The organism is Exiguobacterium sp. AT1b (genome assembly GCF_000023045.1).
In the GTDB taxonomy this organism is placed as follows: Bacteria; Bacillota; Bacilli; order Exiguobacteriales; family Exiguobacteriaceae; genus Exiguobacterium.
Genome location: NC_012673.1, coordinates 769,407 through 782,207, shown reverse-complemented (window position 1 = coordinate 782,207; position 12,801 = coordinate 769,407). Strand labels below are relative to the sequence as shown.

The window sequence follows — 12,801 nt, the reverse complement described above, 5'->3', positions numbered from 1 at the left end:
TTGAATATGGTTAGACAATTATCAACCAGAAAAAGGGGACAATCACATGAAAACCGCATTGAAATGGTCGATCGCGACCGCGCTCGTGTTACCAACCGTTTTGCCGCTACAGGCACCGAACGTCTTGGCAGAAGTGGACGAGGATATCGTCAAGCTCCGTTTCTTAGAGACGACTGACTTACATACGAACATCACGAACTACGACTACTTCCAAGACAAGGTCGATAACACGATCGGATTGACGAAAGTCGCGACACTCATCAATGAACATCGTACAGCCGCTGGGGAAACGAACACATTCTTGTTCGATAACGGGGATACGATTCAGGGGACACCGTTTGGTGATTACGTCCGTGAGAGCCAAGCTGGGAAGAATGAAGCGTTCGAACATCCGATGTACAAGGCGATGGCGGCACTCAACTACGATGCCGTCACACTCGGGAACCATGAATTCAACTTCGGTCTCGAATTCTTATACAACGCGATGGAAGGGTCGAAAGGGAAACTTCGTTTCGTCAACTCGAACGTCAAAGATTTAGAAGGCAACCCGATTGTCTCGAAGTTCAACGTGGATGGACAAGAAGTCCAAATCATTGAACGAACGGTCACAGACATGGATGGGGAAACGCATACGATCAAAGTCGGCGTATTCGGAGTCGTCCCTCCGAAAATCATGTCATGGGATTCGGGGAACCTTCAAGGCCGTGTGACGGCAGAAGATATCATCCCGTCCGCACGTGAAGCGGTTCAAAAATTGAAAGACCGGGGAGCGGACGTCGTCGTCGCCCTCGCGCACTCAGGCATCGGTGACAGTGCGGCGCTCGCGGACGAACAACTCGACAGCGAAGAGAACGTCGGATACGCGCTCACGAAGATTGACGGACTCGACATGGTCATGACGGGGCACCAACACGGTCGCTTCCCGGATGCGAAAGGCATGTTCGCCTCATTCCCGAACGTCGACATGACAAAAGGGACGATCAATGGCAAACCGGTCGTCATGGCGAACAACCAAGGGAAGGACCTCGGCGTTATCGACTTCGAGCTTGAACTCGTAGAAGGGAAATGGCAAATCGTCGATGCGTCAGCAGCACTCGATACGGTGAAGGAAGATACAGCGGTCGACCCGACGATTCAAGCGTTGATCGAAGACGATCACTTGGCGACGATCGACTACATCAACCAACCGGTCGGTGAGATTCAAGATGACATCCAAAGCTACTTCGCACTCGTCCGTGACGACGCATCGGTTCAGTTCGTGACGAACGCACAGAAGTGGTATGTCGAGAAAGAGCTTGAAACGAACCCAGAACTTTCTGCATATAAAGAGTTGCCGCTCTTGTCAGCGGGTGCACCGTTCAAAGCAGGTGGACGTGAATTGACGGATGCAGGTTACTACACGTATATTTCAAAAGGACCAATCGCTTTGAAAAACGTCGCGGACCTTTACGTGTACTCGAATACACTTGAAATCGTCAAATTGACAGGGAAAGATGTCATGGACTGGCTTGAAATGTCTGCAGGGGCATACAATCAAATTGATGCAGACGGCGAAAACTTACTCAACCTTCAATTCCGTAGCTACAACTTCGATGTTCTCGACGGTTTGACGTATGAAATCGATGTCACGGGTCCTGCGAAGTTCGATGTCGGCGGAAAGCTCGTCAACGAGAACGCGAACCGCGTGAAAAACGTCGAGTACAATGGACAACCGATCAAGATGGACCAAGAGTTCTTAGTCGCGACGAACAACTATCGCGCAGGTTCTTCAACATTCCCAGGCCTTGGTGGCGGGAAGAACATCGTCTATCGCTCAGCGTATGAGACACGTAACGTCATCTCGGACTACATTGTCGAAAGTAAAGACAAGTTGGACTACAAAGCCGACAACAACTGGAAGATTGTCGCAGACGCGAAGCGTTCGGTGACATTTGAGACAGCGGACGCAGGGAAGCAGTACTTGAACCTTTACGAAGGAATCGAAGCGACGGACGCGACGCGTCAAGATGCGGCAGGTCGTCTCTTCCGCACTTATACGACGGAGCTCGAGGCAGCACCAGTTGATTTGACGCTTTCGGTCGATGTCATCAAACCAGGTGCGAAAGTCGTGACCGGGAAGACGGCGCCAAATGCGAACGTGACATTGAAAGATGGCCAAACGGTTCTCGCCACGACGACAGCCGATGCACAAGGGATGTACCGTTTGACGGTCAAGCCACTCAAACTTCGTCAGTCGTTGACGATTGAAAGTGAATTGAACGGGAAGACGATGACGGAAACGAAAGTCGTCGGAGACGGATTTGTCGGAGCGCCTGCCATCTCGAAACGTTTGACGTATGCCAACACGGCAGTACTGACGGGAACGTCTTCGCCAGGTGCGAAAATGGTGTTGAAGCGGGACGGAAAACGAATCGCCTATGCGACGGCAGACGAATCTGGTAAATTCGAATTCACGAAACGTGCTGGTTTCGTTGCGGCAAGCTATGAAATCGAAGCGAAAGATGTTTCTGGTAAAGTGGTTGAATCCGAGTCATTTGTGATCGAGAAACCTAAGATGGTGACGCCGAAGAACACGAAAGGCGTGAAAGCGGGTACGCGTGCCTTGATCGGGAAAACGACACCAGGCGCGACGGTCGTCTTGAAAGACGCCAAAGGTAAGCAAGTCGCGAAAGTGAAGGCGAGCTGGTCTGGTACGTATACGTTCACATTCAAAAAAGGCCTTGCGAAAGGGACGTACAAAGTCATCGCGAGTGACTACGATGGTTCTGGCGCAAAACAATCAACTTTTAACTTGAAATAAGTACAGAACGACGTCCGAATCGGGCGTCGTTTTTTGTCGAATAAAAGTGTCTAAAATGTGAATGAAAGCCCTTACATTATCATCCGGTCTTATGTATAATCAAACATGTAATCGGTTACATGACACGTGTAAACCGAAGAGCCGATGGGGTTCGGCTACATACGTACGGAAAAGGGGACTGACAGATGATTACATTCTTCGTCGCACTCGCACTACTTTTGGTCGGGTATTTGGTATATGGTCGTTACGTCGAGAAGACGTTCGGCATCAAGGAAGAGCGGACGACGCCTGCCTATGCGTCTCAGGACGGCATCGACTACGTGCCGATGGGCAAAAAACGGAACTCGATGATTCAATTGCTCAACATCGCCGGTGTCGGACCGATCTTTGGACCGATTATGGGGGCGCTCTACGGACCGGTCGCCTTCCTTTGGATCGTCTTCGGATCGATCTTTGCCGGTGCGGTTCATGACTATTTGACAGGAATGATTTCCCTTCGAAACAACGGGGCACACTTGCCACAACTGGCGGAGAAGTTTCTCGGACGTTCGCTCCGCCATATCGTCAACGGGTTTGCACTTTTACTTTTACTTCTTGTCGGGACGGTGTTCGTCACGTCTCCGAGTAACATGATCAACAACTTGTTCGATGGGAACGCATCGACGCTCACCATCGTCATCTTCGCTGTGTTCGCTTACTACATCTTGGCGACACTTCTCCCGGTCGATAAGATCATCGGGCGCATCTACCCGTTCTTCGGGGCGCTACTCGTCATCAGTGCCATCGGGATCGCGGTCAGCTTGTTCGCACAAGGATACAAGATTCCAGAGATGACATTGACGAACATGCATCCGGACGGCTTGCCGATCTGGCCGCTCCTCTTCTTCACGATCTCATGTGGGGCGCTATCTGGTTTCCATGCGACACAGTCACCGATCATTTCGCGGACGACGATGAAAGAAAGCAACGGTCGTGAAATCTTCTACGGGATGATGATCGCCGAAGCGGTCATCGCGATGATTTGGGCTGGAGCGGCGATGGCCATCTTTGAGCCGGGTGAATTACTTGGACTCATCAGTGCGGGCACTCCGGCACTCGTCGTGCAAGAAGTGGCGACACTTATGCTCGGCAGCATCGGCGGGACACTCGCGATTCTTGGAGTCATCGTCTTACCGATCACGTCAGGAGATACGGCATTCCGTAGCGCACGGATGATTATCGCGGACTACATGTCGATCGCACAGAAGAAGTTCTCGTCACGTCTTTGGATCGCGCTTCCACTCTTCGCGATCTCATACGTGCTCACGAACATGGACTTCCAAATGCTTTGGCAATACTTCAACTGGGCGAACCAGACGACGGCGGTCATCGCACTGTTCGTCGGGGCGATGTACCTCTACATTAAAGGGAAAAACCACTACATCGCGCTCCTACCGGGGACGTTCATGTTATATGCAGTCTGGTTCTACATCTTGACGGCGCCAATCGGCTTCAAGCTGGACGGAGTTCTTCCGTACGTCATCTCGACACTCGGCACGTTGACGCTTCTCGTCTTGTTCCACAAACGGGCACGCGCGATGCGAGCGGCACAAATGGAATGTGACGTTCCGGTGAAAGAAGTCGCATAATCTCGACACGGGCTAATCGGTAGCCCGTGTTTTTGATTGCGTTCAAATCGGGAAATGTCCATACTAGAAGGAACAGTTACGGAAGGTGGGAGCACATGAAACAAGAGCAACTCAAAGAGATGCTCCATGCCGACACGCTCGGGGAAGAGATTGCGAGCGCGGTCACGCACGGCCTGGGAGTCATCTTCAGCATCGTCGCCCTCGTCTTGCTCGTCATGAGCGCGACAGAGAGTGGGAGCACATGGAACGTCACGGCGGTCAGTGTGTTCGGGGCATCGATGATTTTACTCTATCTTTTCTCGACACTCATGCACGCCATTCCGCATCCACGGGCGAAGCGGGTGTTGCAAGTGTTCGACCATGCGGGGATTTACTTACTCATCGCCGGAAGTTATACGCCGTTCGCACTCGTGACCCTTCACGGGACGCTCGGCTGGACGTTATTCGGGATCGTGTGGGGTGTCGCGATTCTCGGGATCGTGTGGAAACTGTTTTCGACCGGAAAGTACATGTGGGTGTCCAATGTGACATACCTCGCACTTGGCTGGATCTGCATCATCGCCATCCGTCCGTTGTATGAATCACTCGGTCATCAAGGGTTCATGCTTCTCCTCGCAGGGGGGATTGCCTATTCGGTCGGCATCGTGTTTTACGTGTGGCAAAAACTGCCGTTCAACCATGCCATTTGGCACTTGTTCGTCCTAGCGGGAAGCGTGTTCATCTTCCTCAGTATTTTACTCTATGTCGCACCTTCGACAAGCCTATAAGACAGCCGTCCTACGGGGCGTCTGTCTTTTTTGAAAAGTTGGGAAGAAAGTGCTGCAAACGGTTACAAAAATACAGACGAAATGACGTTTGTGTGTCATAATAATTGCAGACATCATCATAGAGATAGATGGGTGTAAAAGTAAGGGGGAAAATCAGATGGAAAAAGTGTTGCGCGATGGATTTATCTACATGTCACAAAACAAAACACTCAACAGTTTGGCAAAGAAATATGGCCTACGATTTGGTGCATCACGCTTTGTAGCGGGGGAAGACTTTAAGGCTTCTGTCCCGACGATTCGCGAATTGAACGCGAAAGGGTTGTCGGTCACGGTCGATCATCTCGGGGAATTTATTAAGACGGTCGAAGAGGCGAATACGAATCGCGACGAGATCATGCGTGCGATTGAAATTATGGCAGAAGAGCAATTAGACGCCTATATGTCACTCAAGCTGACGTCACTCGGATTCGATATCTCGGACGAGTTGATTGAAGACAACATGCGTCAAATTTTGACGGTCGCACAACGAGTCGGGGTCTTTGTGGCCATCGATATGGAAGATGAGCAGCGCTGTGAGAAGACGCTCGAATTGTTCAAAAAGCTGAAGTCTGAATTTGACGGTCTCGGAACGGTCATCCAGTCGTACTTGTACCGCTCGGAAGATGACATCAATCATCTTGCGCCGCTCAAGCCGAACCTTCGCATCGTCAAAGGGGCATATAAAGAGCCGGCGACGGTCGCGTTCCCTGAAAAAGAGGACGTGGACCATAACTACGTGAAGCTCGTCAAACTCCATCTTGCGAACGGGAACTACGCATCCATCGCGACACACGATGACCATATGATTGACGCCATCATCGAGCACGTCAAAGAGAACAACATCCCGCTCGACCAGTTCGAGTTCCAGATGTTATACGGCATTCGCGTCGAGCGTCAACTCGAGCTCGTGCGCCAAGGATACAAAGTCCGCGTCTACGTGCCATACGGACGTGACTGGTACGGCTACTTCATGCGCCGTCTCGCAGAGCGCCCGGCGAACGTGGCGTTCGTGTTAAAGGGAATGGTGAAGAAATAAAATGAGCACGAACGTCCGTCGAGGATGTTCGTGCTTTTTGATGTATGGAAAACGTTGATGCGTTCGATCTTCTAAATTGAGGAGGTGCTACGATTTGTTGTTCTCGTCCTCACTTACCCAAAAATCTGGACCGATTTGATCGGACAGCCAAAAGAAAAGTTCCTGATGTTCTTCTGGATGCACATCATGCAGAGCACCTGGATTGAATATATACTGTTTATTTTGAATGAAATCTTCTCGGATGAAATCAGTCATATGGTACGGACCATATCCGTAGGAAGTATTTACGTCAGGCGGAGGATTTTCTTCCATTCGAATAGACATATGTGTTTGCGCTAAAAATGTAAACATTCGCGCAAGGGCGAGATAGCCTTCAGCGTTGCCGACGAAGTTGACGCCTGATTCATTCAAATTGATTTCCATCTTGGCATCATGGTCAAAATGCGGGTCGAACTCTAAAATATCTTCGTCATACTCATCATCATTATGCTGAGTTGTCATAAGTTGTCCTCCTTAAGCGAAGTCATCCATTTGGTGAGCTAGACAAATGGTCTTCGAGTATCCGATCGATTTCACGCTGCTCAGCTTGACTTATTCCCTGTTTTGCTTTTGGGATGATGATCGCCTCGTCTTCTTCATAATACAAGAAGCGATAGGTTTCGTCTTCGTTCACTCTTTTGATGGATTCCCAAGGAACTTGAGTCGTTCGATGAATGTTTGCAGTAACAGAATGAACTTCGACGTGAGTCTCATATAATTGAAGAGTGGTCTCTTTTGGCCATGTCTGACTCTTTTGCAAGAAACGACGATTCAGTCGTAATATATAGGGCTCGTACAGATCATTTAAAAGTGGTGTCAGCAAAAGCGCGAACAAGAATCCGACGATGACGGCAATCAATATATGTAATGCGGTCGACTCAGGTCGATAAGGGAAAAAGAGTGTCCCTAAATACCCGATGGCAATCAGAATGGCGCGCATATATTTCATCCATACTTTGCGTCTTCTTTTATGTTCTTCAGTGTGATGGATCAATTCTCTTTCAAAAGATACGGCATCTTCTACTGTCATTTGATACGTGAACGTCAATTCGTCCACTCCTTTCAAACTTCTTTGTCAATCAGCATATTGATTTGATTACTTTTTAATAGTTAGACGGTCTTGTAACCATCGATTAATTTCAGTTTGGTCGATTTCACTGATTCCATGATTCCGCTTTGGGATGATAAACACTTCATTTGTTTGGAAATATAAATAGCGGTTTGTTTCATCTTCACTCATTTTTTGAATCGCTTCCCATGCCACGTGTATATGTTTGGTGACATTACGGTGGGTTGAATGAAATTCAATACCGCTTTCACTCAAGCGTAAGGTGATTTTTCTTGGCCACTTCGTATCCGTTTTTAAAATGAGTCGATTTTGTCGGAGAACGATTTTTTGATAGAGTTTCGTGATGAATGGCAAAAGCAACACCCCGATAATCAAACCTCCGACAAGTGGATATAACGCATTCTGTTGAGGAAATACATTGACCAATAATAAAATCCCATAAAAAATGGCGAGTATTTCTAATACAACTGTAAAGGCAATTCGTCTTTTTTTATGAAATGGTAATTGGTGAAAGGAACTTTTTTGAAGAGCGAAAAAATCGTGTTCCGTTAAGTGATAGTGAGTGGTCAATACGTTTCCTCCATTCTATAGAAAGTGGTAATCTCTTCCTTATTGAAACATAGAAAAGATGGAGAAGGGAAACAAAAGGAACTAACAAAAAAAGACCCAGCAATCGCTGAGTCTCACCAATTATCCATTAATCACGGTTCCACCATTTACGTGAATGACTTGACCACTGACATACGTCGAATCATCGCTTGCGAGATAGACATAGGCCGGTGCAAGTTCGGCCGGTTGCCCCGGTCGTTTCATCTCGGAAGAGTCACCGAACGATTTCACTTTCTCCGCGTCAAACGTTGACGGGATAAGCGGCGTCCAAATCGGTCCCGGGGCGACCCCGTTGACGCGAATCTTCTTGTCCGCCAAGTTTTTGGCGAGCGAGCGGGTGAATGCCGTGATGGCACCTTTCGTCGACGCATAGTCAATCAATTGGTCGTTTCCTTCATAGGCCGTGATTGAGGTCGTATTGATGATGCTCGCTCCTTCTTTTAAGTAGGGGAGCGCTGCTTTCGTTAAGTAGAACATGCTGAAGATATTCGTGCGGAACGTCTTCTCGAGTTGTTCATCTGATATATCGAGGAGCGATTCCTGTGGATGCTGCTCGGCGGCGTTGTTGACGAGGATGTCGATCCGGCCGAACGTCTCGAGCGTCTCTTCGACGACTCGTTGACAGAAAGAAGATTCTCCGAGGTCGCCTTGAAGTAATAGACAGGCTTGACCTAAGTCCTCAATCCGTTCTTTCGTCGCTTCCGCGTCCTCGAGTTCGTTTTGGTCCTTATAGACGATGACGGAGTTCGCACCTTCGTGGGCGAAAAAGATGGCGACCGACTTTCCGATTCCGGAATCCCCACCGGTGATGATGGCGACCTTATCTTTTAACTTGTCACTACCTTTGTAATCTTCCCGTTCATAAATGGGGAAGGGCTCCATCTTCGAATCGATTCCCGGTTGGTGTGCCTGTTCTTGTGCCTTCTTTTTGAATGCCTCAAAATCTTTTCGACTGCCTACGGTGTTCAGACGATTATCGCGCATGTATACATTCCCCTTTCTGAATTTGACTCTTTTTGTCTATACCACACCCATTGAAAACTAATCGCTCATTCAAAAAATGGAATGAAATTGAAAAATGAACGCTTGCGAATGAATGTTCATTCATTTATGATAGAAGAGTAAACACGATGGTGATTGCGATTTTTTTTACGCGTGAAATGAATCACTATTCATTCTCATTTTAGGGGGGAACACTATGACGAGTCACATCGAACAATCAACCGACCTCCGTTTGACGAACTCAATTCGTTTTGCGGTCGTCATCGGTTCAGGAGTAATGGGGGCGGGGATTGCGGCTCACTTGGCGAACGCGGGGATTCGTTCGCTCATGCTCGACATCGTACCACGTGAATTGACAGCTAAAGAGGAAGCGAAAGGGTTGACGCTCGAGTCACCAGAAGTACGCAATCGCATCGCCTCAGAAAACCGTCAAAAACTATTGAAACAAAATCCAGCACCACTCGCGACAGCCGATCATCTTAACTTCATCGAAGTCGGAAACTTAGAAGATGACTTAGAGCGTTTGAAAGAAGCGGATTGGGTCATCGAAGTCGTCGTCGAACGTCTTGATGTGAAGCAACAACTCTTCGAGAAGATTGCACCTTACATCCGTGAAGATGCGATTCTCAGCTCGAACACATCAGGGATCTCCATCGAAGCGATGGCAAGTGCCCTTCCGGAAGGATTGAAATCACGATTCCTCGGCACACACTTCTTCAACCCACCACGTTACTTGAAGTTGCTCGAACTCATCCCGACGGAGAAGACAGCCCGTCCGGTCATCGACTTCATGTCACGTTTCGCGGAAGACCGTCTTGGAAAAGGTGTCGTCGAAGCAAAAGACACACCGAACTTCATCGGGAACCGCATCGGGACGTATGGTCTTCTCGTCACGTTTGAAGAGATGCTCAAACAAAACGCTTCAATCGGAGAGATGGACTCGATCACAGGTCCACTCATCGGTCGTCCGAAATCGGCGACATTCCGCACACTCGATGTCGTCGGAATCGATACGTTCGTCCACGTGGCGGGTAACGTCTACGAGACGCTCGAAGCTGGGGCAGAGAAGGACACGTTCGACGTCCCTTCAGAAATGAAGCAACTCGTCGAAAAAGGCTGGATCGGACAAAAGGCCGGTCAAGGCTTCTATAAGAAAGAAGGCAAGGTCATCCAGGAGTTGAACCTTCAGACGTTCGAATACGAACAATTGAAAGCGATTACAGGTCCTGAGCTCGATCAAATCAAGTCACTTCCAGGCTCAAAAGCGAAATTGAAAGGTGCCATCTTGAACAAAGGTCGCGTCGGACAATTGCTCTGGCCAATCACGGCGAAGACGCTCGCTTACTCGGCACGTCTCACTGGTGAGATTGCCGATACGATCGTTGCGATTGACGATGCGATGAAGTGGGGCTTCGGTTGGAAGTTTGGACCGTTCGAGATGTGGGATGCCCTCGGTGTGGAGAAATCAGTCGAGCGTATGAAAGCGGAAGGCTATGACGTCCCGGCATGGATCGATGAGATGCTTGCTGCAGGCAACACGTCATTCTATAAGGGAGACCAGTATTACGATAAAGCGTCGAAGACGTATGTCGAGAAGACCGTCAACCCGAAAGAATTGAAACTCAAGCCGCTCGCAAAATCAAACGGCATCATTTTAGAAAATGGTGGCGCACGCCTTGTCGATATCGGCGATGACGTCGTCGCACTCGAATTCACATCACCAAACAACGCGATCGGTGTCGATATCATGCAGATGATCGAACAGTCGATCGACCGCGTCGAGCAAGACTTCAAAGGAATGGTCCTCGCCAACGATGGCAAGAACTTCTGTGTCGGTGCCAACCTTGCGATGATGCTCATGGAAGCCGAAGACGAGAACTGGTTCGAACTCGATTGGATCATCAACAAGTTCCAACAAGTCGTTCAAAAGATTCGTTATTCAAGTCGCCCGGTCGTTGCCGCACCATACGGCATGACGCTCGGTGGTGGAACGGAAATCAGCTTACCGGCAGCCCGTATGCAAGCCGCGCTTGAGACATACATGGGTCTCGTCGAAGTCGGTGTCGGCCTCATCCCTGGTGGGGGCGGAAACGTCAACATGTATCGTCGTCTCCTTGAGCAGACACCAAAAACGATGCAAAACATCGAGAAGGCTGCGCAACAGACATTCGAGAACATCGCGATGGCGAAAGTATCGAAGTCGGCATTTGATGCGAAGACACTCGGTTACCACCGTGCGGTCGATGGCATCTCGATGAACCGTGACCACTTGACGTTCGATGCGAAACAGACGGTCCTTGAACTGGCTGACGGGTACACGGCACCGGTTCGTGAAAAGTTACCGGTCGTCGGTCAAACAGGGAAAGCGACGCTCGAACTCGCGGCGTACGAAATGTTCTACGGTGGTTATATTTCAGAGCACGATTTGAAGATTGCGAAGAAACTCGCACACGTCATCAGTGGTGGCGATTTGGCATACGGTACGCTCGTCGACGAACAGTACTTCCTCGACATCGAGCGTGAAGCCTTCTTGAGCCTCATCGGGGAGCCGAAGTCACAACAACGGATGCAACATATGCTCGTGAAAGGCAAACCACTACGCAACTGATAAAGGGGGACAAAACAGATGAGGGAAGCAGTCATCGTAGCCGGCGCACGGACGCCGGTCGGAAAAGCAAAACGCGGTTCGTTCCGTAACGTACGTTCGGACGAGCTCGCGGGATATGCCATCAAGGCGACGCTTGAGCGTTCAGGATATAAAGGCCCGATTGATGACGTCATCATGGGTTGTGCGATGCCAGAAGCGGAGCAAGGGATGAACATCGCACGCTATGCGGCGGTCCGGGGGGGACTGTCGCACGAAGTTCCAGCGATCACCATCAACCGCTACTGCTCGTCAGGTCTTCAAGCCATCGCGGATGCGGCGGCGAAAATCATGATCGGTCAAGCGACGGCAATCATCGCCGGCGGTATGGAGTCGATGAGCCAAGTGCCGATGGGTGGTCACGTCATCCGTCCAAACCCACACATCATGGAGACGGCACCAGAGTACTACATGAGCATGGGACATACGGCAGAACGTGTCGCAGCTGAATACAACATCTCGCGCGAAGACCAAGATGCATTTGCCATCAACAGTCACCAAAAGGCGGCGGCAGCCATCGCAGGTGGCAAGTTCCAGGAAGAAATCGTTCCTGTGACGGTCATCGAGCACGTACTCGGTGAAGACGGGAAAGTCGCGGAAGTGGAGAAAGTCGTCAAGCATGACGAAGGTGTCCGTGCCGATTCGACAATCGAAGCGCTCGGTAAACTTCGCCCGGCTTTCAAAATCAAAGGGTCGGTCACGGCGGGTAACGCTTCACAAGTATCCGACGGAGCAGCAGCAGTTCTCGTCATGGACCGTGAAGAAGCAGAACGCCAAGGATTGCAACCGATGGCCAAGTTCCTCTCGTTCGCGGTCGGCGGTGTCCGTCCGGAAGTGATGGGAATCGGACCAGTCGTCGCCATTCCGAAAGCACTCGAGATGGCTGGCGTGAAGTTAGAAGAAGTCGGATTGTTCGAGTTGAACGAAGCGTTCGCGAGTCAGTCACTCGGTGTCATCCGTGAACTCGGCATCGATCCATCGAAAGTGAACGTGAACGGCGGCGCCATCGCCCTCGGTCACCCACTCGGATGTACTGGAGCAAAACTTTCAGTCTCGATCTTGCATGAGATGAAACGACGCAATGAGAAGTATGGGGTTGTCACGATGTGTATCGGCGGCGGAATGGGCGCGGCTGGTGTCTTCGAATTACTTTAAGGGGGAATCGGAT

General features: G+C 49.9%; 10 protein-coding genes. 6 read left to right on the top strand and 4 right to left on the bottom strand.

Annotation, left to right across the window (positions count from 1 at the left end):
• The first annotated feature begins 46 nt into the window (after nt 1-46).
• The 4 genes from EAT1B_RS04120 to EAT1B_RS04105 all read left to right on the top strand — a co-directional run bounded on the left by EAT1B_RS04120 (nt 47) and on the right by EAT1B_RS04105 (nt 6,270).
• Nucleotides 47-2,800, top strand: coding sequence for a bifunctional 2',3'-cyclic-nucleotide 2'-phosphodiesterase/3'-nucleotidase (locus EAT1B_RS04120; protein WP_012726874.1), 2,754 nt, complete (start codon nt 47-49; stop codon nt 2,798-2,800).
• Between the two features lie 185 nt (nt 2,801-2,985).
• Nucleotides 2,986-4,428, top strand: coding sequence for a carbon starvation protein A (locus tag EAT1B_RS04115; protein ID WP_012726873.1), 1,443 nt, complete (start codon nt 2,986-2,988; stop codon nt 4,426-4,428).
• 95 nt (nt 4,429-4,523) lie between these two features.
• Nucleotides 4,524-5,195 carry a hemolysin III family protein gene (locus EAT1B_RS04110; protein WP_012726872.1) on the top strand — a complete coding sequence of 224 codons (672 nt, stop codon included), beginning with the start codon at nt 4,524-4,526 and terminating at the stop codon, nt 5,193-5,195.
• A 157-nt stretch (nt 5,196-5,352) separates the two neighbouring features.
• The gene (locus EAT1B_RS04105) at nt 5,353-6,270 is read left to right on the top strand and encodes a proline dehydrogenase family protein (protein WP_012726871.1); all 918 of its coding nucleotides are present in this window, start codon (nt 5,353-5,355) and stop codon (nt 6,268-6,270) included.
• Between the two features lie 87 nt (nt 6,271-6,357).
• On the opposite strand, the gene EAT1B_RS04100 is transcribed toward EAT1B_RS04105, so the two are convergent.
• The 4 genes from EAT1B_RS04100 to EAT1B_RS04085 all read right to left on the bottom strand — a co-directional run bounded on the left by EAT1B_RS04100 (nt 6,358) and on the right by EAT1B_RS04085 (nt 8,971).
• Nucleotides 6,358-6,771: a hypothetical protein gene (locus tag EAT1B_RS04100; RefSeq protein WP_012726870.1), complete on the bottom strand. Its 414-nt coding sequence runs from the start codon at nt 6,769-6,771 to the stop codon at nt 6,358-6,360.
• Nucleotides 6,772-6,793: 22 nt separating this feature from the next.
• Nucleotides 6,794-7,366 (bottom strand): YcxB family protein, encoded by a 573-nt coding sequence (locus EAT1B_RS04095; RefSeq protein WP_158303578.1) that lies wholly within the window; start codon nt 7,364-7,366, stop codon nt 6,794-6,796.
• A 39-nt stretch (nt 7,367-7,405) separates the two neighbouring features.
• Nucleotides 7,406-7,948 (bottom strand): YcxB family protein, encoded by a 543-nt coding sequence (locus EAT1B_RS04090; protein ID WP_012726868.1) that lies wholly within the window; start codon nt 7,946-7,948, stop codon nt 7,406-7,408.
• Between the two features lie 120 nt (nt 7,949-8,068).
• A complete protein-coding gene (locus EAT1B_RS04085) occupies nt 8,069-8,971 on the bottom strand; it encodes an SDR family oxidoreductase (RefSeq protein ID WP_012726867.1) in 903 nt (300 codons plus the stop codon).
• A 214-nt stretch (nt 8,972-9,185) separates the two neighbouring features.
• On the opposite strand from EAT1B_RS04085, the gene EAT1B_RS04080 reads away from it, so the two are divergent.
• Both EAT1B_RS04080 and EAT1B_RS04075 read left to right on the top strand, forming a co-directional pair.
• A complete protein-coding gene (locus EAT1B_RS04080; RefSeq protein WP_012726866.1) occupies nt 9,186-11,597 on the top strand; it encodes a 3-hydroxyacyl-CoA dehydrogenase/enoyl-CoA hydratase family protein in 2,412 nt (803 codons plus the stop codon).
• Between the two features lie 18 nt (nt 11,598-11,615).
• Nucleotides 11,616-12,788, top strand: a complete 1,173-nt coding sequence (locus tag EAT1B_RS04075; protein WP_012726865.1) for an acetyl-CoA C-acetyltransferase — start codon at nt 11,616-11,618, stop codon at nt 12,786-12,788.
• The last annotated feature ends 13 nt before the right edge of the window (nt 12,789-12,801 follow it).